Annotated in this window: 24 protein-coding genes and 3 pseudogenes; 15 read left to right on the top strand and 12 right to left on the bottom strand. The window is 53.6% G+C overall.

From position 1 onward, the window contains the following. Positions 1-13 precede the first annotated feature (13 nt). A pseudogene (locus tag C3F35_RS26925) lies at positions 14-79 on the top strand (EAL domain-containing protein); the annotation flags it as partial. A gap of 139 nt (positions 80-218) precedes the next feature. Here C3F35_RS26925 and C3F35_RS23555 read toward each other — a convergent pair. The 4 genes and pseudogenes from C3F35_RS23555 to dfrA14 all read right to left on the bottom strand — a co-directional run bounded on the left by C3F35_RS23555 (position 219) and on the right by dfrA14 (position 2,086). After that, positions 219-983 (bottom strand): IS6-like element IS6100 family transposase, encoded by a 765-nt coding sequence (locus tag C3F35_RS23555; RefSeq protein WP_001389365.1) that lies wholly within the window; start codon positions 981-983, stop codon positions 219-221. Positions 984-1,100: 117 nt separating this feature from the next. Beyond that, a pseudogene (locus tag C3F35_RS27135) lies at positions 1,101-1,175 on the bottom strand (EAL domain-containing protein); the annotation flags it as partial. Between the two features lie 103 nt (positions 1,176-1,278). Continuing rightward, positions 1,279-1,392: pseudogene (gene mobC, locus C3F35_RS27130) on the bottom strand (plasmid mobilization relaxosome protein MobC); the annotation flags it as partial. Between the two features lie 220 nt (positions 1,393-1,612). Beyond that, the gene (gene dfrA14 / locus C3F35_RS23540) at positions 1,613-2,086 is read right to left on the bottom strand and encodes a trimethoprim-resistant dihydrofolate reductase DfrA14 (protein WP_004201280.1); all 474 of its coding nucleotides are present in this window, start codon (positions 2,084-2,086) and stop codon (positions 1,613-1,615) included. Positions 2,087-2,241: 155 nt separating this feature from the next. Here dfrA14 and intI1 point away from each other — a divergent pair, with 155 nt between their 5' ends. Beyond that, a complete protein-coding gene (intI1, locus tag C3F35_RS23535; protein ID WP_000845048.1) occupies positions 2,242-3,255 on the top strand; it encodes a class 1 integron integrase IntI1 in 1,014 nt (337 codons plus the stop codon). Positions 3,256-3,647: 392 nt separating this feature from the next. Further along, complete coding sequence (locus tag C3F35_RS23525; RefSeq protein ID WP_001749988.1) at positions 3,648-4,217, top strand: recombinase family protein; 570 nt, start codon at positions 3,648-3,650, stop codon at positions 4,215-4,217. 1,956 nt (positions 4,218-6,173) lie between these two features. On the opposite strand, the gene C3F35_RS23515 is transcribed toward C3F35_RS23525, so the two are convergent. Then, a complete protein-coding gene (locus C3F35_RS23515) occupies positions 6,174-6,893 on the bottom strand; it encodes a replication initiation protein (RefSeq protein ID WP_001749982.1) in 720 nt (239 codons plus the stop codon). A 559-nt stretch (positions 6,894-7,452) separates the two neighbouring features. On the opposite strand from C3F35_RS23515, the gene ardK reads away from it, so the two are divergent. Then, positions 7,453-7,794, top strand: coding sequence for an antirestriction protein ArdAB regulator ArdK (gene ardK / locus C3F35_RS23510; protein ID WP_000057569.1), 342 nt, complete (start codon positions 7,453-7,455; stop codon positions 7,792-7,794). A 14-nt stretch (positions 7,795-7,808) separates the two neighbouring features. On the opposite strand, the gene C3F35_RS23505 is transcribed toward ardK, so the two are convergent. The 3 genes from C3F35_RS23505 to mucA all read right to left on the bottom strand — a co-directional run bounded on the left by C3F35_RS23505 (position 7,809) and on the right by mucA (position 10,444). Beyond that, positions 7,809-8,600: a SprT-like domain-containing protein gene (locus tag C3F35_RS23505; RefSeq protein WP_001452808.1), complete on the bottom strand. Its 792-nt coding sequence runs from the start codon at positions 8,598-8,600 to the stop codon at positions 7,809-7,811. 150 nt (positions 8,601-8,750) lie between these two features. Continuing rightward, positions 8,751-10,016, bottom strand: coding sequence for a translesion error-prone DNA polymerase V subunit MucB (mucB, locus tag C3F35_RS23500; protein WP_001749980.1), 1,266 nt, complete (start codon positions 10,014-10,016; stop codon positions 8,751-8,753). Beyond that, entirely contained in the window at positions 10,004-10,444 is a 441-nt protein-coding gene (mucA, locus tag C3F35_RS23495) for a translesion error-prone DNA polymerase V autoproteolytic subunit MucA (protein WP_000861760.1), read from the bottom strand. The genes mucB and mucA overlap by 13 nt, the downstream gene beginning before the upstream one ends. A 414-nt stretch (positions 10,445-10,858) precedes the next feature. Between mucA and ardB the strand changes: the two genes are divergently transcribed. The 10 genes from ardB (at position 10,859) to ccgAII (ending at position 17,570) form a co-directional block, all read left to right on the top strand. Further along, entirely contained in the window at positions 10,859-11,284 is a 426-nt protein-coding gene (gene ardB, locus C3F35_RS23485) for an antirestriction protein ArdB (protein WP_000447669.1), read from the top strand. Positions 11,285-11,341: 57 nt separating this feature from the next. Further along, positions 11,342-11,746, top strand: coding sequence for an antirestriction protein ArdAB regulator ArdR (ardR, locus tag C3F35_RS23480; protein ID WP_000881513.1), 405 nt, complete (start codon positions 11,342-11,344; stop codon positions 11,744-11,746). A gap of 9 nt (positions 11,747-11,755) precedes the next feature. Beyond that, complete coding sequence (locus tag C3F35_RS23475; protein ID WP_000932975.1) at positions 11,756-11,995, top strand: hypothetical protein; 240 nt, start codon at positions 11,756-11,758, stop codon at positions 11,993-11,995. Between the two features lie 885 nt (positions 11,996-12,880). Further along, the gene (gene ccgD, locus C3F35_RS23470) at positions 12,881-13,177 is read left to right on the top strand and encodes a protein CcgD (RefSeq protein WP_000545925.1); all 297 of its coding nucleotides are present in this window, start codon (positions 12,881-12,883) and stop codon (positions 13,175-13,177) included. Positions 13,178-13,191: 14 nt separating this feature from the next. Beyond that, entirely contained in the window at positions 13,192-13,533 is a 342-nt protein-coding gene (locus C3F35_RS23465; protein ID WP_015344948.1) for a hypothetical protein, read from the top strand. A 68-nt stretch (positions 13,534-13,601) separates the two neighbouring features. Beyond that, on the top strand, positions 13,602-13,886 hold the full coding sequence (gene ccgC, locus C3F35_RS23460; protein WP_001750002.1) for a protein CcgC: 285 nt from the start codon (positions 13,602-13,604) through the stop codon (positions 13,884-13,886). Between the two features lie 208 nt (positions 13,887-14,094). Then, positions 14,095-14,427, top strand: a complete 333-nt coding sequence (locus tag C3F35_RS23455) for a hypothetical protein (RefSeq protein WP_012561126.1) — start codon at positions 14,095-14,097, stop codon at positions 14,425-14,427. Between the two features lie 1,352 nt (positions 14,428-15,779). Next, positions 15,780-16,289, top strand: a complete 510-nt coding sequence (locus C3F35_RS23450; protein ID WP_000129958.1) for an antirestriction protein ArdA — start codon at positions 15,780-15,782, stop codon at positions 16,287-16,289. A gap of 726 nt (positions 16,290-17,015) precedes the next feature. Next, on the top strand, positions 17,016-17,195 hold the full coding sequence (ccgAI, locus tag C3F35_RS23445; RefSeq protein ID WP_000214483.1) for a protein CcgAI: 180 nt from the start codon (positions 17,016-17,018) through the stop codon (positions 17,193-17,195). A 54-nt stretch (positions 17,196-17,249) separates the two neighbouring features. Further along, positions 17,250-17,570, top strand: a complete 321-nt coding sequence (gene ccgAII, locus C3F35_RS23440) for a protein CcgAII (protein ID WP_001749971.1) — start codon at positions 17,250-17,252, stop codon at positions 17,568-17,570. Between the two features lie 110 nt (positions 17,571-17,680). On the opposite strand, the gene C3F35_RS23435 is transcribed toward ccgAII, so the two are convergent. From C3F35_RS23435 to stbA, 4 genes are all read right to left on the bottom strand, one after another. After that, a complete protein-coding gene (locus C3F35_RS23435; RefSeq protein WP_000999874.1) occupies positions 17,681-18,025 on the bottom strand; it encodes a hypothetical protein in 345 nt (114 codons plus the stop codon). A gap of 181 nt (positions 18,026-18,206) precedes the next feature. Further along, on the bottom strand, positions 18,207-18,575 hold the full coding sequence (stbC, locus tag C3F35_RS23430; RefSeq protein ID WP_000414913.1) for a plasmid stabilization protein StbC: 369 nt from the start codon (positions 18,573-18,575) through the stop codon (positions 18,207-18,209). Between the two features lies 1 nt (position 18,576). Further along, on the bottom strand, positions 18,577-19,293 hold the full coding sequence (gene stbB, locus C3F35_RS23425; protein WP_001749973.1) for a StbB family protein: 717 nt from the start codon (positions 19,291-19,293) through the stop codon (positions 18,577-18,579). An 8-nt stretch (positions 19,294-19,301) separates the two neighbouring features. Then, a complete protein-coding gene (gene stbA, locus C3F35_RS27125; protein ID WP_001749974.1) occupies positions 19,302-19,721 on the bottom strand; it encodes a plasmid stabilization protein StbA in 420 nt (139 codons plus the stop codon). A 490-nt stretch (positions 19,722-20,211) separates the two neighbouring features. Here stbA and C3F35_RS23415 point away from each other — a divergent pair, with 490 nt between their 5' ends. After that, positions 20,212-20,628, top strand: coding sequence for a hypothetical protein (locus C3F35_RS23415; protein ID WP_001749975.1), 417 nt, complete (start codon positions 20,212-20,214; stop codon positions 20,626-20,628). The last annotated feature ends 1 nt before the right edge of the window (position 20,629 follow it).

The following is a 20,629-nucleotide window of genomic DNA, read 5'->3' as shown; positions in this document are numbered from 1 at the left end:
ATATACAAACAGTGTCATTTTCAGAAGACGACTGCACCAGTTGATTGGGCGTAATGGCTGTTGTGCAGCCAGCTCCTGACAGTTCAATATCAGAAGTGATCTGCACCAATCTCGACTATGCTCAATACTCGTGTGCACCAAAGCGAGGTGAGCATGGCGACGGAGGCTCTGTTGCAAAGATTGGCGGCAGTCAGAGGTAGGCTGTCGCTCTGCGCCGATCAGGCGGCTGCTGCGAAATGGTGGTTGAGCATGCCCATGGCCTCCGTCAGCGCCGAGGGCCCAATGCCAAAAGCTCTCTCCACAAGGCGCACCTCGCCCCTGATGCCGGGCTGCAGGCACCAGGGGCGAGCCTGTCCTTTGCGCAGGGCTCGCATGACTTCGAATCCCTTGATCGTGGCATAGGCCGTGGGGATCGATTTGAAACCGCGCACCGGCTTGATCAGTATCTTGAGCTTTCCGTGATCGGCCTCGATCACGTTATTGAGATACTTCACCTGCCGGTGGGCCGTCTCCCGGTCCAGCTTTCCTTCGCGCTTCAATTCGGTGATCGCTGCACCATAGCTCGGCGCTTTGTCGGTATTGAGCGTGGCAGGCTTTTCCCAGTGCTTCAGGCCTCGCAGGGCCTTGCCCAGGAACCGCTTCGCTGCCTTGGCGCTGCGGGTCGGCGACAGGTAGAAATCGATCGTGTCGCCCCGCTTGTCGACTGCCCGGTACAGGTAGGTCCACTTGCCCCGCACCTTGACGTAGGTTTCATCCAGGCGCCAGCTCGGATCAAAGCCACGCCGCCAGAACCAGCGCAGCCGCTTCTCCATCTCCGGGGCGTAGCACTGGACCCAGCGATAGATCGTCGTATGGTCGACCGAAATGCCGCGTTCCGCCAGCATTTCCTCAAGGTCGCGATAGCTGATCGGATAGCGACAATACCAGCGCACCGCCCACAGGATCACATCACCCTGGAAATGGCGCCACTTGAAATCCGTCATCGTTCCGTCCGTCCAATCTCCGCCAAGCATGCTCAAGCTTCACGATTTTTGCAACAGAGCCCACACGAGTATTGAGCATAGTCGAGATTGGTGCAGATCACTTCTGATATTGAACTGTCAGGAGCTGGCTGCACAACAGCCATTACGCCCAATCAACTGGTGCAGTCGTCTTCTGAAAATGACAATCGTGCCACCGGCTCCAGGTCTTATCGAACAGCTCAGACACATGGTCCAAATGCTGGTCGATCCGTTCGGCCAGTTTTTCGATGGCCTCTTGCTTGAGCTTGTCACTTTCCCTGAACTCGATGTTCAAGGCCCTGGCCACCTGGTTGAGGTTCCGGCCGATAGCTCCAAGCTGCCGGCACGATTCCCGTACGGTGTTCACTTCTTCATCAGTGAGGACCGGCATCCGGTTCAACGACCGCAGTCATTTCTGTACCTAAACAGTCCTGCGAATATGTGAGTTTTGACCTAATGAGCCACAAAAACTCATTTTCGCCCACGATAATTTTTCTACTTCCTTTCTTTGGAATGCTCATTTCAATATTCACATAACGTCGCTATCAATCGCGGAAAAGGCGTAGTGCGCGAAGCGAACGAAGCTTTTTGCCGTCGATTGCATAGCTTTGTTAACCCTTTTTCCAAATTTGATAGCAATAGTTAATGTTTGAAGTAAAGTGTTGCTCAAAAACAACTTCGAAGGTATTTGGAATACTCGGGAAGAAAACATCCCCCTCTGGCTCGATGTCGATCGTCGATAAGTGGAGCGTAGAGGCCATGGGTAATGTTTCTCGGTAAATTTCTCCGCCACCAGACACTATAACGTGACCGGTGAATTCAGCTAGCCTGTCCATGGCCTCTTCGATTGACTGAAATACAACTACATTGTCATCATTTGATGTCCAACCTGAGCGGGTAACGACCGCGTATTTCCTATTGGGGAGTGCGCCCATAGATTCAAACGTCTTGCGACCCACCAGAAGCCACTGATTGTAGGTCAATGCTTTAAAAAGTAGCTGCTCCCCTTTCGCGGACCAGGGTATGTCTGGACCGCAACCAATCACGCCGTTTTTCGCTTTCGCAGCCATCAATGATACTTTCAAGGTTCTCATCCTGGGTTAACTTTGTTTTAGGGCGACTGCCCTGCTGCGTAACATCGTTGCTGCTCCATAACATCAAACATCGACCCACGGCGTAACGCGCTTGCTGCTTGGATGCCCGAGGCATAGACTGTACAAAAAAACAGTCATAACAAGCCATGAAAACCGCCACTGCGCCGTTACCACCGCTGCGTTCGGTCAAGGTTCTGGACCAGTTGCGTGAGCGCATACGCTACTTGCATTACAGTTTACGAACCGAACAGGCTTATGTCCACTGGGTTCGTGCCTTCATCCGTTTCCACGGTGTGCGTCACCCGGCAACCTTGGGCAGCAGCGAAGTCGAGGCATTTCTGTCCTGGCTGGCGAACGAGCGCAAGGTTTCGGTCTCCACGCATCGTCAGGCATTGGCGGCCTTGCTGTTCTTCTACGGCAAGGTGCTGTGCACGGATCTGCCCTGGCTTCAGGAGATCGGAAGACCTCGGCCGTCGCGGCGCTTGCCGGTGGTGCTGACCCCGGATGAAGTGGTTCGCATCCTCGGTTTTCTGGAAGGCGAGCATCGTTTGTTCGCCCAGCTTCTGTATGGAACGGGCATGCGGATCAGTGAGGGTTTGCAACTGCGGGTCAAGGATCTGGATTTCGATCACGGCACGATCATCGTGCGGGAGGGCAAGGGCTCCAAGGATCGGGCCTTGATGTTACCCGAGAGCTTGGCACCCAGCCTGCGCGAGCAGCTGTCGCGTGCACGGGCATGGTGGCTGAAGGACCAGGCCGAGGGCCGCAGCGGCGTTGCGCTTCCCGACGCCCTTGAGCGGAAGTATCCGCGCGCCGGGCATTCCTGGCCGTGGTTCTGGGTTTTTGCGCAGCACACGCATTCGACCGATCCACGGAGCGGTGTCGTGCGTCGCCATCACATGTATGACCAGACCTTTCAGCGCGCCTTCAAACGTGCCGTAGAACAAGCAGGCATCACGAAGCCCGCCACACCGCACACCCTCCGCCACTCGTTCGCGACGGCCTTGCTCCGCAGCGGTTACGACATTCGAACCGTGCAGGATCTGCTCGGCCATTCCGACGTCTCTACGACGATGATTTACACGCATGTGCTGAAAGTTGGCGGTGCCGGAGTGCGCTCACCGCTTGATGCGCTGCCGCCCCTCACTAGTGAGAGGTAGGGCAGCGCAAGTCAATCCTGGCGGATTCACTACCCCTGCGCGAAGGCCATCGGTGCCGCATCGAACGGCCGGTTGCGGAAAGTCCTCCCTGCGTCCGCTGATGGCCGGCAGCAGCCCGTCGTTGCCTGATGGATCCAACCCCTCCGCTGCTATAGTGCAGTCGGCTTCTGACGTTCAGTGCAGCCGTCTTCTGAAAACGACAAACAGCCAGAAAGGCTGTTACAGGCGATTTGATCTGCAACCTATTGGTTAAATTAATGTATCAAAAACGATGGTTTTTGTGACAGTCTTGAAAAGTCCTGACTTCTCCCGAAAAATGACTCCCCTCATGTAACAAAACTCGTTACTGTATCAACATAACAATAACCCCATAACTAATTAGCGAGAAAAGAATGAAAATCGGCTATGCACGTAAATCTACGCATCTTCAGGATGTGGCGCACCAGGTTGACGAACTAACAAAAGCTGGATGTGAGCAAATCTATCAGGATCAGACCTCACGTAGCGGCCCAAAGCGCGACAAAAAAGGTGCGCCGGAACTGGAGAACTGCCTGAAAGCATTGCGCGAGGGAGATACCCTAGTAGTTTGGGCACTAGATCGGCTCGGCGGTTCATTGGGTCAAGTCATTACTTTACTCGACGACCTGAAGAAACGCGGAATAACTTTCATAGCCATCAAGGACAGAATAGACACAAATGCGCCAGTTATAGGGGAAATCTATACTCATCTGATGGCGATATTCTCTAGCTTTGAACGCAACCGCAATATTGAAAGAACGCGCTCAGGCCTTGCAGCTGCACGCGCAAGGGGCCGTGTGGGAGGGAGAAAACCGTCACTTTCTGAAGAAGATGTTAAACAAATTAGAATCTTACTTGCTGATCCTGAAATGACAGTTGGTGCAGTTGCTAAGCGCTTCAACGTTTCTCGCATGACTATTTATCGCTACACCACAAAATCATGAATGACCGCAGCATGGCGGTTTTATTTTCTTATGCCGTCAGGGCATGGAAGGCGACCACGCCGGAGTTAAACGGGCACCGGCCGCAAATCGCCGGAAACCGCAATGCTGAACGTATCGCCCGACCCAGCCCCCTCCCTGCAAAGCCCTAATCCCGCTCACCGCCACACAGCTGCCGTATGTCCCCCACGGGGGTGCGCAGTGGGCGCCGCGCGCCTGCGCGCGGGAACGGCGGCCCGCCTTCGGGTCGCGGCGCCGTACTGCGAGTTAGCGGCCGCACGCGGCCGGTTACGGGGGACACTACGCCATACGACCAGCGACCCGCTGAGCTGCACAATCCACGGATAACACAAGCTACATACATGTCGATATGGGAATCCGCCCATCTTGCCGGGCGCCGCTGTCGTGTGGAAATCCGCCCACCTTACCGGGCGCCGGTGCCGTGTGGGAATCCACCCACCTTGCCGGGCGCCGGTGCTGTGTGGAAATCCGCCCACCTTGCCGGGCGCCGGTGCCGTGTGGGAATCCGCCCACCTTGCCGGGTGCCGGTGCCGTGTGGAAATCCGCCCACCTTGCCGGGCGCCGGTGCCGTGTGGGAATCCGCCCACCTTGCCGGGCGCCGGTGCTGTGTGGGAATCCGCCCACCTTGCCGGGCGCCGGTGCTGTGTGGGAATCCGCCCACCTTGCCGGGCGCCGGTGCCGTGTGGGAATCCGCCCACCTTGCCGGGCGCCGGTGCCGTGTGGGAATCCCCCCACCTTGCCGGGCGCCGGTGCCGTGTGGAAATCCGCCCACCTTGCCGGGCGCCGGTGCTGTGTGGAAATCCGCCCACCCTTTCCGGGCGCCGGTGCCGTGTGGGAATCCGCCCACCTTGCCGGGCGCCGGTGCTGTGTGGAAATCCGCCCACCCTTTCCGGGCGCCGGAGCCGTGTGGGAATCCGCCCACCTTGCCGGGCGCCGGTGCCGTGTGGGAATCCGCCCACCTTGCCGGGCGCCGGTGCTGTGTGGAAATCCGCCCACCCTTTCCGGGCGCCGGAGCCGTGTGGGAATCCGCCCACCTTGCCGGGCGCCGGTGCCGTGTGGGAATCCGCCCACCTTGCCGGGCGCCGGAGCCGTGTGGGAATCCGCCCACCTTGCCGGGCGCCGGTGCCGTGTGGGAATCCGCCCACCTTGCCGGGCGCCGGTGCCGTGTGGAAATCCGCCCACCTTGCCGGGCGCCGGTGCTGTGTGGAAATCCGCCCACCCTTTCCGGGCGCCGGTGCCGTGTGGGAATCCGCCCACCTTGCCGGGCGCCGGTGCTGTGTGGAAATCCGCCCACCCTTTCCGGGCGCCGGAGCCGTGTGGGAATCCGCCCACCTTGCCGGGCGCCGGTGCCGTGTGGGAATCCGCCCACCTTGCCGGGCGCCGGTGCTGTGTGGGAATCCGCCCACCTTGCCGGGCGCCGGTGCCGTGTGGGAATCCGCCCACCTTGCCGGGCGCCGGTGCCGTGTGGAAATCCGCCCACCTTGCCGGGCGCCGGTGCCGTGTGGGAATCCGCCCACCTTGCCGGGCGCCGGTGCCGTGTGGGAATCCGCCCACCTTGCCGGGCGCCGGTGCTGTGTGGGAATCCGCCCACCTTGCCGGGCGCCGGTGCCGTGTGGGAATCCGCCCACCTTGCCGGGCGCCGGTGCTGTGTGGAAATCCGCCCACCCTTTCCGGGCGCCGGAGCCGTGTGGGAATCCGCCCACCTTGCCGGGCGCCGGTGCCGTGTGGGAATCCGCCCACCTTGCCGGGCGCCGGAGCCGTGTGGGAATCCGCCCACCTTGCCGGGCGCCGGTGCCGTGTGGGAATCCGCCCACCTTGCCGGGCGCCGGTGCCGTGTGGGAATCCGCCCACCTTGCCGGGCGCCGGTGCTGTGTGGAAATTCGCCCATCTTCATGACAAAAATTTGTCAAATGACAGGCTCATGTGTGCTGATTTATGTCAGACGGGATTTTGCTTATCAATTATTGAGAACAGAAATTTTCCTGAATCATCAATACTATACTTAGCAAGTAAAGGTGTTTTCTCATTTATCTGCTTGAGTGCAGGATCAAGGAAAGATCGTTTCAACTCTGCCAAGTTCTTCTGTTGGGATTCCGGCAAAAGGAAACGGTCATTTAACCAAGCATGAGTAGTAACCCATAAGCCTGAAGATTTGAATTGAGCAAGACTTTCATAAAGGCGGATCGTCCGTGGATTTCGAAGACTGCCACAATCGCGGAGCGAGTAGGTGGTGAACTGGTTCGTCAGGCCGTAAATGTACCGCAGGAGTTTATGGTTAAATTCGATTTCCCAGATACCACGAGCTGATCGGCTGCCAGCCTCTGTTAGCCAGGGGCGCGCGACGCAGTCAAAACTCCCTTCTTTCGGGTAAAAGATTACCGCAGAACGGCTTAACTCAAACACGCCTTCTTTAACATCCTTGATAGCCTGGTTACGGCTTACCTGAAAAATTTGCTCATAGTCAGCCACCTTTACTTTGAAAGTAGAGTCACCGAGTACAGCCATCTCATCATCATCTTCGCTTACTGAAGCTGTGAAATACGTCTGCATAAGACATAACCAGAGAACGCGCTTTGCTTTTAGCGAGAGGTAGTAAGCAGCTTCGGTAAGCTCGTTAGACTGCTTAACTTTTATCTTTTTGTTCAGCAACTTATCCATGAGCCTTGCCTTTGTGGGTTAAAAATTACTCTCCACACTACCACAAAGTTCAAACAAGTAAATACATTTTTTACAGTTTCGTCTAAGGTGGGCCAATTCCCATAACAAGGTGGGCTAATTCCCATAGTAAGGTGGGGTGTTTCCCATAGATAGGTGGGCCAATTCCCATAACAAGGTGGGCGGATTCCCAGAGATAACACTTATTTATGATTTTAAATCAATGAGTTATATAGCTCTAAAAGACTTTAAAAAGATAAAAAATCTATAAAATACCTTTTAAAAATATGCCTGTGGATATGTGCATATCATCGCTTACCAGCGCCGCTTCGCGGCTCGGTCAACCCCTCAGAACCGCGAAAACAAGTTTCGCAGTTCTGAGGGGTTCATGTTTTAATCCAAGCATGGCGCCAGCACCTTCGCGGCACCATCGAGGCCCGCGCTGCTGCCGCACCGGGCCTCACCCTCAAATAAAATAAAGTTTATAAAAATCGTACTTGTATTGACCCCAGTTTATTCTGAGTATATCCTTTCTGTAACCAAAACTACGGAGGCGCCACAGATGGCTCAGAAAAACAGAATTTCAGAAACAGAATGGAAACAGCTGCTGCCGCAAATGGCTTCCTTTGCACACATCACAACAGATATTGGCTATTCCGTGCTTGTCAAAGGTGAGAAATCATCAGACGTAGCCACGCGAGTAGGCCGTTCCAAGCAAAACATTTCCAGCACCGTTAAGCGAATCTGGGATTTGTACCAGAACACCACTCTTAAAGCCGAGAACGGCGAACCATTAAAATTAGTTCAGGTCTGGATACCAGCAAGCCTTGCTGAAACTGTTTTAAAAGAAGCCGCGAAGTACAGCATTAATAACATCACGACCTCGGAAATGGAAAAAAAATAAAGTCCGAAAGGACTTTATTTTAAGACTACTAACGCGGCTTTATTACAGTGCTCGCCACCACAGTAAACCACTATCCCCGGTTTACCCCAGAGATTGATATGACACACCGGGCAGCTGTACTTTTCCCGGTTTGTTTTGTTCACCGGCGCTTCAGGCGGCGGGGTTACAAATCGCATGGCCTCTATGATCTCGTCGTCGAGTTCAACCGGGTCGCGCCCTTCCTCCACCTCCTGTTCGTGTTCGCTATCATCTTCCTCGTCGTCAATATAGCCTTTTCCTGTAGGGCTTAGCACAGCGCCAGGCTTAGGCTGGTAAGGCGGAAACCTGTCCATCCAGGAAAGCCGGAAATGGCCTGTCAGCAGTTCATCACAGGCCATATCGAAAGGGCCACCGGCAATAATATAATGGGTCATGCTCTGGCCCACTTTCCTGCCTCCCGGTTCGCCGGTATCAGAAGGCATTAGTCCTACCCGTTCCATCCGGGCCGCCCACTGTTTGTTGTGATAGCCACGGCGGCCAGGCTCGCCAAAATGGAATTGCCACTGATGAACCATCTCATGCACCAGTGTTGAAAGCGTGGCCTTTATGGTTCTGATCGAGAAATACACCGGATTCATAGCGATCTCGTCTACCGTGTACCCACTCTCACGGCCGACGAAACGCTTAAAGGAACAATAGCCATACGTTCGCTTCTCACGCTGCAACGTTATCAGGCATGGCGGCAGCTCGTTGCTGAATAGCTTCTCATTAAAAAAATCGTAGGCTCTCTGAAGTTCATCGTAGGTTTCGGGCGTAGGCAAATTCACTGTTAACCTCACATATATGTATTGTGCAATACACATAATTTAGCTGATCTTTTATACAGATGAAACGCCTTTTACCGAAAACCGCGAAACCGCGCCGAAACTCGTTTCGGCCGGTTGAGGGGTTGACCGGCCCGCGTGCGGCGCCGGTAATTATTTGATGGTTGCTGTTGGTATCGAGCGCCAGTCTGTCGTGTAATCAGGTGACAACATCTGACGGCGCATGGCAAAGGAGTTATCGATGCCCTGGCCTGCAAAAAACAGCTGGCTCTTGCCACGCCGGTTTATGCCATCGAGAACAGCCATTAACGCCTCGCTGCCAGCTGAAGGCGTAGCAGAGTCGAATAAATCCAGCTGGGCCTCCTTTCCGCTGAAATCGGCCAGCATGATCCCTGCTTTTGCATACGCAATATCTTCCCGCCAGATCCGCGCCAGCGCGGCTTGTGCCGCCTGAATTATCGTGCGGCTGTCCTGGGTTGCCACCGTCAGTTTTTCGGTTGCCTGATTGGCATACTGTGTATCACGCACTGAATAAGGACTGGTGCGGATAAAGACGCTTATGACGCGGCAGTATTGCCGCTCATTACGCAGTTTTTCAGCTGCGCGCGCTGCAAATCCGGTGATCGCCTGCTGCATATCCGCCAGGGCTACTACGCGTTGGCCGAATGAGCGCGATACAACAATCTGCTGCTTCGCCGGAGGGTTTTCTTCCAGGCTGAAGCAAGCCTCGCCGCGTAGCTCCCGTACCGTTCTTTCAAGCACAACACCAAACGTCTTACGGATTAGGCGCGTATCTGCCCTGGCTAAATCCAGCACCGTTTTGATCCCCATTGTGGCGAGTGCTTTCTCTGTACGATGGCCGACGCCCCAGACTTCCGCAACCGGCAGGATGCTCATTAATTTCTTCAGTCTGGCGCCATCGTCCAGAGCAACCACCCCGCCAGTAGCGGGCCATGTTTTTGCAGCGTGGTTACACAGCTTCGCCAGCGTCTTAGTACGGGCAATACCGACCCCGCATACCAGCGTTGTGTGTCGCCTGACTTCCTCGCGCAGTTGGCGCCCGAAAGCGTCAAGGCTCATGGCGGCCGTTATCCCTTTGCAGTCAACAAAAAGCTCGTCGATTGAATACTGTTCGACGTGGCTTGCAAGGGACTCAACTACGGCCGCGAACCGGGCCGACATGGAGGCATAGAGAGTGTAATTAGAGCTAAAAATAGCGATGTTATGACGCTCGATTATGGGTCTGACTTTGAAGTACGGATCGCCCATTTTCAGGCCCGCTTTCTTCGCCAGGTAATTACGGGCCACAATGTTGCCGTCATTGTTGGATAAAACGGCCACTGCTCGGTTTGCCAGATCTGGCCTAAATGCCTGCTCACAGCTGGCGTACATGCCATTGACATCAATCAGCGCAAACATACCGGATGCTCGATAAGGGAATGCGTAACCACTCCCCAGATTTCAACGCTCTCATTATCCGGGTCAATGTAGTACACAGGAAAATCTTTGTTCATCGGCATCAGGCAGGGTCTGGGCCTCAGCAGTAGCCGCTTCACGGTAAATTCATTATGGATGCAGGCGACTACGATTGAGCCGTGGCTGGCCGTCAGCGAGCGATCCACAACCAGTACGTCACCATCATGGATGCGGCCATCTTCCATTGACGAGCCAGAAACCCGCAGGAAGTAAGTTGCTGAAGGGTGACGAACACAATACTCATGCAGGTTTAACTCCTGCTTTTCATAGCCCTGGGCCGGGCTGGGGAACCCCGCAGAAATTCTTTGCAGATAAAAAGGGATGCTGTGTACCCGGCTGGCGCCGGAGCTTTCAAAAATATCGACCTTCATAGCGATCTTCCAAATCACTGTTTACTTATACAGTATCGCTGTTATGGTCAGGTTGGCAAGTTTTACAGGTACTCTACTATATGTAGTGCTGCTTCAGCTGCCAACGAACGCTATATATAGTGTTTGTTGGCTTTCTGCTTTCTCAGTGTCCCCTGTAACCGGCCGCGTGGCGGCGGGCTAGCAGGGAGGGGGGTGGCCTGTCGCTCCGGTCAGTCCCGCAGTTTCCGGCGATTTGCCCCCGGTGTCCGGTGGAGTCCGGCGAGGTCGCCTTCCATGCTCTGACGGGCATAAAATTAGGTAAATATAATCCGTACTTGTATTGACTTTAACGCCCCATTGTACGATAATTAAAAAGTGGCAGGTGATGTGCCTGCCGCTTAACCATCGCCGGTATCGGCTTAAAGAGGAAGTATCATGGAAACTATCGAAATCACCGCCCGCTACATTTCTGAAAACGCCCGCATGAACTTCATGCCTGCGGCATTTCGTGGCGCTTTCTTCAGCGCAGATCACTTCATTCAGTCCTTTCTGAATCGTTACGCTAAAGACTACCAGGGAGGGTATTGGGAATACCTTCAGGCCAGCAATGGCGCGTTTTTTATGGAAGCGCCCCAACCTCTTTGGCTCTCGTTACCTAACTATTTTGAAGGTGAATGCAGCGCGCGCGAAGTAGGGATTATTGTTTGTCTGTATGCCTACAGTTACTTTTGCGGGCTGGCATATGAAGAAGGCAAAGCCGAACTGAACGAAACGATGGCTAACCGGTATCACCTGTTGCGGGAGTACGTTAATACGCTGGAGAACGAAAGCCAGAATCGTATTTATCGTGCCATTGATTAACTGATAACCAGGCGGGCAAAGCCCGCCTTATCGTGACTGTCACGCTCAGGGGAAACTATGTTAGCGACACTTCAACACCCTACCGCCTGGCAATTGCCAGATCGGTTAATGCTTTTGGAACTGTTAATGTTCGATTACCGTAATTCCGATCAGGAGCGCTACGGCCAGCAAATCTATCACCACTATCGTAAACAGGGTAATCATCGCTGGGATACTTCTGTTCATCAGGATAGCGGCGGCCAATACGCGATTATTTTCCGGCACTCCTTCAGCAAAAAACAGGCTGATGGCGTTAAGCGAACGATGATCCGCGATGAAACCGTTATACGGGCAGGTACGGCGCAGGAGCTGACAGAAGCGACATTTCCCGACTTCCAGGATAGCGATATTCTGAAGGCGTCGGATTTCTTTAAGTCGCTTATCCAGCGCAAAGCGGCAGACGTAACACAAACCGATATTTGAGGATCAGCGATGCTGAACAAAACCGAAAACAACACCAACATTAGTAGTATCAACCCCTGTTCTACAGAGAGCCTAATAGCCGTGACGGGAAATGATGGAGAGACGCATATCATTCAGCGTGAGTTAATATCCCACTCTGTTGAAGGGCATGAAGCCACAATCATTCACCTTGTAACCGGGAAGTCGATAAGGGTTTCTTTGTCATCTGAAATTCTGGCAAAAAAACTAGGCATTACCGTGTCTGAATAACGGGTTTTGTTGCTTTGTTATAAGGTTTTATCCGTGTGTGGCAGAGTTCTAAAAAGGGAAACGTGAGAGATTATGAATACGATTAGCATAACGGAAATCGTGTTGAGTGTGCTTCTTGCGGGCGCTTTGGGGCCGGTTTTATTACGTCGAAAAAAAGGTCTGCTGTTACTGTTGTTGATTCTGGTCTGCACGATACTTTTGCTTCATGGTGTCACTACGATTTACTGATGTGGTCGAAAATCTTTAAAAGCGAACCCCCGGACGTCACCCCTCCGGGGCCGTTCTGCTGTGCTGCGCATCGAGCCGCTACGCGTCTCGCCCCGCTCACGCGGGCAGCTGCCACTGACGCCTCCGGCCTGCGGCCTCCGCGCTCCGCTTGGCAACCCCTTCCCCTGCTGCCGCTCATTTCCCCTTCAGCCTCCTATCATGATTCGTCTCCTGCATTATCCGTGGATTGTGCAGCTCAGTGGGGCGCTGGCCGTGACGGTGCGGTGTCCCCCGTAACCGGCCGCGCGGCGGCCGCTAACTCGCAGTACGGCGCCGCGACCCGCAGGCGGGCCGCCGTACCCGCGCGCAGGCGCGCGGCGCCCACTGCGCACCCCCGTGGGGGACGTGCGGCAGCTGCGTGGCGGCGGGCTGGGTTATGGCTTAGCAGGAAGGGGGGTTGGCCTGTTGCTCCGGTCAGTCCCGCAGTTTCCGGCGATTTGCGGCCGGTGTCCGGTGGAGTCCGGCGCGGTCGCCTTCCATGCCCTGACGGGCATAAAAACATGTAAATAAATTCCGTACTTGTATTGACTTTAAAGGCGTAATCACCGATAATTAAATCATCGGGAGGCAACACCGCCACCCGAAAAATTGCCGGTATCGGCGCTTACAGGAGTCGTCATGCACTTTACTAACTTCCTTCAGCGTTACTTCGATATAGAGATTGAACATACCTTTGACCCTACCATTCAGGGCAGCAACGAAACGGGTAAAGACGTCACTAAAATCTGGATCTATGAGAAGGGCGAGGATAGCGAACCGCTGCTTACTCTGACAGAAGCATGGTGGTATACCGAGACAAAAACGGCTGGTAACTGGCTTATCGGCAACGTGTATTCAACGCTTGAGCATGGGCGTGAAATTCATGAAAGCGAATTTCGTAAACTGGTAACAGCTGGCAAGGTGATATCAGCATGAGTAAGGGGAATAAAATGCTTATTAATCGGATAGCGGTTATCGGGCTTGCAGTTGTCGCAGCCGCTACGCAGGCAGGTGTGCCGCCGGTTAAGTTTTTTTACCGGGATACAGTCCCGGTAAGCATTACGCTGGACGAACCCGCAACGGGTTGCAGCATGGCCGGTGTGATTGTTCATCCAGTGGATCGGCCAGCGGCAAAAGTGGCGTGGTTTAGCGAGCGGATTTGCGGTAAAAAACGTTACCCGGTTAGCTTTATCAGTGATGAAATTAGCGCCCCGCATAACGTGATCCATAAAGGGGAAAAGTTTCACGTTACCCCGGCTCAGGTCAATCTCCTGGACGCGCAAAACCTCTAATTAAATCATCGGGTGGCAATACCGCCGCCCGAACAATCGCCGGTATCGGCAACCATCAAGGAGTTCACATGTATCACTATCTCGTTTTTGTCCCTCTCGCATTAATTTTTAGCGCCGCTGCGCTTGCCCTGCCCTGGTTTATCGTTCGTGCGGGATACAGGGATCTGGTGCAGATCACCTGCGCCTGCGTCTCTGTTCTGGGCCTGTGTGCGGCGACAGGGGTTTTCAGCTACTTCGATAATAAGCCGCTTGCGTTTCTGTACGGTTGCGGCGCGCTGGCGTGCTTTTTGTACGCGGTAGACTGCGCGATACCGTTGTATATGACGCGTAAAAAGCCACGTAAGCAGCTGTAAGAAAAAAGGCGGGTAATCCCCGCCTTTTTTATTGAGGCTGTCAGAAAGCGATTCAGGCACTCTATGAACGCTTTGCAAGATATAAAATTTTGTATGCACATTCAGTACTTATATTGACTTTGAGGACATAATCACCGATAATTAAATCATCGGGAGGCAACACCGTCGCCCGCAAAATTGCCGGTATCGGCGCGCAAAGGAGTACATCATGGATTACCAGACCCGCTTAAATTCTGATATAACCAAAGAGATTGATTATCTGGCATCACTGCGTAAACAACGCATGGTGGCGGATCTGCGCACAGAGCTGGTTTACGGCTCCCTGGAGCGTCTGGCAGATATGATCTGCAACACCGTCACTGACTGGTCGCTTCCCTGCCCTGTTCTGCCGCTTTCTTCCGTACAGCAATGGCACAAAGCCCGCGAAATCGTCCTGGCAGATTATGAGGACTTCGGCCACGATGCCTGGGACTTTGCCCGCCACTATATGAAAACAGAGCTTAGCTTCGGTTATGCCTGCTACAAAGACGATATTGCCTGATGATTAACAACATGGGGGGCTAACGCCCCCCTGATAAACTGACCCTTTTAATGGCCTTACCGCCGATTTCAGATGGAACGAGAGATAAACAGCGGCAGACTCCGGGCGTTACCCCTTCGGGGCCGCTCTGCTGTGCTGCGCATCGAGCCGGTTCCCGTCTCGCCCCGCTTACGCGGGCAGCGGCCGCTAACGCCTCCGGCCTTCGGCCTCCGCGCTCCGCTTGGCCTCCGGGCTTCGCCCTCCGCGCTGGCGCTTGGCGGCTGGCGTCAGCCGCCAGCCAGGTTCGCCGGTATCTCAGCTGCCCGGTCATAAAGCCGTTCCGTTGGCGTGGGTCGTTCCGCCTATGACCGCAGTGAAACCGGGCGCGGCAGGTTGTCAACAGACGCTTCGCTCAAGCTGTTGACAACCTGCCTTATTCGCCCGGTTACAGTGCGGCCGTCGGAAACGACACCCCGCCAACTTCTCTACAGGTGCTATATGACCTCTACCATCCTCGAAAACCTACCGCAAATCATCACCTCGCTGGCCGCTCTGATTACGGCCGTAACCGGCCTAATCAAAGTGCTACGCGACAAAGACAAGTAACAGCCATCGGGGCGGCTGTGCCGCCCCTTTGCAGCTGCTTGCCGGTGATCTCTCCAGTTTATGTTCTGACATTGTGCTAAATCCTGATGCCACACAGGGCGTTACCCCTTCGGGGCCGCTCTGCTGTGCTGCGCATCGAGCCGGTTCCCGTCTCGCCCCGCTTACGCGGGCAGCGGCCGCTAACGCCTCCGGCCTTCGGCCTCCGCGCTCCGCTTGGCAGGCCACACCCTGCGCCGGACTCGCCCGGCCGCAAGCGGCCGCCCCGCCCCTTCGGGGTGCCAACGCCCTTCAGGCGTCGGCATCCTTTGCCAGTGCGCTATTGTGTTATCCGTGGATTGTGCAGCTCAGCGGGGCGCTGGCCGTGACGGTGCGGTGTCCCCCGTAACCGGCCGCGCGGCGGCCGCTAACTCGCAGTACGGCGCCGCGACCCGCAGGCGGGCCGCCGTACCCGCGCGCAGGCGCGCGGCGCCCACTGCGCACCCCCGTGGGGGACGTGCGGCAGCTGCGTGGCGGCGGGCTGGGTTATGGCTTAGCAGGAAGGGGGGTTGGCCTGTTGCTCCGGTCAGTCCCGCAGTTTCCGGCGATTTGCGGCCGGTGTCCGGTGGAGTCCGGCGCGGTCGCCTTCCATGCCCTGACGGGCATAAAAACATGTAAATAAATTCCGTACTTGTATTGACTTTAAAGGCGTAATCACCGATAATTAAATCATCGGGAGGCAATACCGCCGCCCGAAAAATTGCCGGTATCGGCGCTTTAAGGAGTACACCATGACTGATATTACGACCCCTTCTGTTTATGTTGGCACTTACCATAAATACAACTGCGGAAGCATTGCGGGAGCCTGGCTCGATCTGACCGATTTTGATAGCTCAGAGGAGTTTTACGAGCGCTGCCGCGAGTTACACGCAAATGAGGCTGATCCAGAATTTATGTTCCAGGATTGGGAGGGTATTCCGTCTGATATGGCGTCAGAGTGCCATATCAACTGGGATTTTATTAACGGCTTTAAACAAGCCCGCGAGGAAGGAAACGAAGCGGCGTTTGTGGCCTTTGTTGATCTGTTTAATAGCACTGATTTCGACCTGTTTAGAGATGCCTATATGGGCGAAGCTAAGGACGAAGAAACTTTTGCAGAGGAATACCTGAATGATAGCGGTCTACTGAATGAAATTCCTGAATCCGTAGCCCGATATTTTGACATCGTAGCCTATGCGCGGGATCTGTTTATTGGGGATTTCAGTTTACATGACGGACACGTATTTAACATGACTTGCTGAAACCTAGTCCCCCGCCACGCGGGGGATATTAAACACCGCTCTAATTAATCGCCGGTATCGGCAAACAGCCATCTGGGCGGCTGCGCCGCCCCTTTGCTGCTGCTTGCCGGTGATCTCTCCAGCTCATGTTCTGCCATTGCGCTAAATCCTGATGCCACACAGGGCGTTACCCCTTCGGGGCCGCTCTGCTGTGCTGCGCATCGAGCCGGTTCCCGTCTCGCCCCGCCCCTTCGGGGTGCCAACGCCCTTCAGGCGTCGGCATCCTTTGCCAGTGCGCTATTGTGTTATCCGTGGATTGTGCAGCTCAGCGGGGCGCTGGCCGTGACGGTGCGGTGTCCCCCGTAACCGGCCGCGCGGCGGCCGCTAACTCGCAGTACGGCGCCGCGACCCGCAGGCGGGCCGCTGTACCCGCGCGCAGGCGCGCGGCGCCCACTGCGCACCCCCGTGGGGGACGTGCGGCAGCTGCGTGGCGGCGGGCTGGGTTATGGCTTAGCAGGAAGGGGGGTTGGCCTGTTGCTCCGGTCAGTCCCGCAGTTTCCGGCGATTTGCGGCCGGTGTCCGGTGGAGTCCGGCGCGGTCGCCTTCCATGCCCTGACGGGCATAAAAACATGTAAATAAATTCCGTACTTGTATTGACTTTAAAGGCGTAATCACCGATAATTAAATCATCGGGAGGCAATACCGCCACCCGAAAAATTGCCGGTATCGGATCACTAAGGAGTAAGCATGACCACTGTTACCACCCCTTCCCAGCTGAAAAAAGAAGTCGAATCTCAGAAAGAATTATTGCTGCGCGCCTGCCTCGAAGCGTTCAACCAGCTGCCTAATCAGCGCCTGCAAGGCGCTTTCACATCGACGTATGCACTGGCGGCAAAATTAGACCAGCTGCTGCAACAAACTAAATAGCACTGACGACCCGGCCAAGCCGGGTCTTTAACAGAAAGATCGAGGACAAACGACATGACCACACAAACCCTTGAGCAGACTCTTGAAGATTTTCGTCGCCAGTGTGAGAGTTTTGCGCGCGAACAGCAGCCCCGCTGCGGCCTGATTTATGAACTGTATCAGCGCCGCCTGAGCGCGGTTATTGACGGCTATCTTGCTGGCGTTCCGGCCGAGTATCGGGAAGAACTGATCGCGGTAGCGCGGCGTGAATTTGACTATCTGACCCAAGACGAGATCGCGGAAGAAATCCGGCAGGATCGGGAAAACGATTATTGCAGCCACGGTATTGAGCGTAATTGTTGCCCGCTGGGCTGCGGAGATCTAGACGATTACTGAGCCGCCGAAAGAAAAAAACCCGGATTGACCGGGCTTTTTTCTTTCCGCTGCGCGGCCGTTTCAGTTATTACTCCGCGCTGCTTTTGGCAATTTCTGTATAGCACAATACACTACACATTAAGCTCGTTTGCTTCGACGGCTAGCCAGCAGTTAAAGGTTTCGCTCTGCCGTTCGCCGCCGCAACCTCCCTCCGCTTTCAGCTTTCCGCAAGCCTGGCATTTCCCCAGCTGCGCCTTTTGCTCCTGCCACTGTTGCCAGTTTCGGATCAGCAGCAGTTGGAAAAACTCATTCGTGGAATAGGCTGTTCGTCCTGGACGACGAACCCGGCAAAGCTCCTGTAACATTGCTTCTTCCTGTTTTGTTAGCGTGACTGTCACGCTAGCGCCTTCCTCTTTGAGTCGCGCGCGGCGCCGGGCCTGGCGAATACGGGCTTGTTCACGCTGTCGGTCATTCATATTTTTCCTCCACGTGACTGTCACTTTGAATTAAACCGGGCATTACCCCTGCGGGGCCGTTCTGCCGTGCTGCGCATCGAGCCGCTACGCGTCTCGCCCCTTCGGGCGGCGGCCACTAATGCCTCCGGCCTGCGGCCTCCGCGCTTCGCTTGAAAAAAAACCGGGACATGCCCGGTTTACATTATCTCAGTAGAATTATGGCTATCGCGGCACCCACGGCGGCGCCCACAATAGTGCAGCCAGCTGTAATAAAAAGGATCTGACGGGTTAACGTCTCAGCTCTGGACGCCTGCGCGCGGCGGAACTTCGTCAGAAATTCCTCACGCGCCTTAGCATCATCACTAATTGCCAGGCTAATTGAACGCTGGTTTTCTACTAAAGTCCGTTTAAGAGAGTCTGCCGTCTCTCCTAAACTTTCGGTGTCTTTTGCCAGCTTTTCCGAAAGCGCAGAAAGTATCTCAGTCATTTCTTTCTGACTTGCGGTGATTTCCTTCGCGTCACCTAAAAACCAATCCATCAGAACTTCAAATTTATCTGGCTGCTTTTCCATTTTATTCTCCCATTAAAGCCGCATATGCTTTATCGAGATTAGCTTTAACAGGAATTGCCTGTTTCATGTAGGTATAACGGCGGGCCAGTTTTTTGCGCTCGTCAGCATCCGTTGTTTGTTTAGCGCGGGCTTTAAATTCTTCTGGATCTTCAGCGGTCAATGCTTCGAATGAGATACGGTGATACGCGAGATATTCGAAAACTTCACTGTTATAAATAACAGATTTCTTGCTGATTTTGCCAACTTTCGTTCGTTTGACAAATTCAAATACCGGCGCCAGTACATCCTCTACTTCACTATCTGGACTAATGCGGTTTGGAACAAAGATGATTTTATCGCTGCTTACACCTGCCTTACTTAACGTATGTGCTGTTTTCAGGCTTTCATCAATGGCCTTATTATCAGGCGTAACCGGGATTACATACTTATCAAATTCATTCGCGCCACTGTCAAAGCGGGACATTGCCATCAGGAACGCTTCTACGTTTGACGCACCAATATCAATAATCCCGGCATCTTCAAAAACAATATCTTCAATCAACCGTGAAAAGTCATCACCTTTAAAAATGGAAACATTCTCAATCCCCAGATCGGAAGCAGACTGGTTGATAGTTTCAACCGCATAGAATTTTGCTCCAGTCAGACGCGGGGCTAACAGGTAGGATGAAATTAAGGTTTTACCAACGCTGCCACTGTAATTAATTACCGCTACTTTCATAAATCACCTCAGAATTTTTTATTGAACATCTTAGGGTCGAAATCTTCACTGATTTTATTGAAGAACTCTTTATCAATAATGCCGGGACTTTCTTTTTTTTCACTTCCTTGCGGTTCAGGCTCAGGCGGCGTTTGTGTATTGTGCAATACACTTTCCTCTGCACCTTTCTCGCTACCTCCTTTTTGTGTATTGTGCAATACACTATCATCATTGTTCGGCATCCTTTCATGTGTATTGTGCATTCCATTTTTCCGGATTTGCCGCGCTCTATATAGGGACGTATCAAAGCTACGAACGTTCACACCTTCCAGGCCGAAGCGTTCAGAAACTGCCTTATAAATTTCCTCCCTGGAAACTCCCAGTGACAGCATTTCTTCTATTTCCGGCAACATCAACTGAAGTGCCGCCCTGATACTTTTGGGCTTCATAGTACCCTCATTTAGAATGATGTAATTTTGATGTAATTTTGATGTACTTTTGATGTACTTTTGTTGTACTGGCTACCTCATGACCAAAGAATGATGTAATTTTGTTGTACTGTCAACCTTCAAGTGATGTAATTTTGATGTAATTTTGATGTACTTTTGTTGTACTGGTATTCATGCAAGCATGAATACGGAATATTGAACGCTTTTTAGCCAGTTAGTCCTTAACCTACGTAGATCGCCCCTACCAAAAAAGATGATTTTTTATCCCTTAACCTGCTATACACCTAACGCAGCGCGATAAATCACGCTATCATACTGATTTAAAAGATAAAAAAATAAATAGCAACAATATTCGGTAATAATTAGGTATTAAAAACACCCAATAACTCATTGTTTTATAATGAGTTTGCTTTATTACTTTGGTAATACTAAGATTTCAGCTTGTTAGATCCCAATTTTTTGTTTAAAAAATGCACAATGTGAGGACTGAATGCCAATAATAACCGCAAAAGTATCAGATGAACTTTTGGCCTATATAGACCTGGTTTCAGGAGGTAATCGGTCAGATTATCTGCGGCGCTGCATTGAAGCTGGCCCAGGTGATCGGGAGTCCGGGTTGAAAATAGTTGCCGACCGGCTGAGCGACGTAAATCGCAAACTGGATTATCTTTTTGACCGTGCTTCAGATGCGGATTTTGGCCCACTGCGCGATGAGCTGAAGGCAATAACCGAAACGCTATCTGGCGTAAAATTCCCACCGGCAGGACAGATGATGTTGCATGAATCACTCGCTATTGAAACGCTAATCCTCCTGCGCTCGATAGCAGAACCGGGCAAAACCAAAGCGGCAAAAGCAGAGGTTGAACGTAACGGCTACAAAGTCTGGGAACCAAAAAAGGAGCGCTGAA

The sequence above is a fragment of the Leclercia sp. LSNIH3 genome (genome assembly GCF_002935105.1).
In the GTDB taxonomy this organism is placed as follows: Bacteria; Pseudomonadota; Gammaproteobacteria; order Enterobacterales; family Enterobacteriaceae; genus Enterobacter; species Enterobacter adecarboxylatus.
This window is presented reverse-complemented; position numbering and strand designations above follow the sequence as displayed.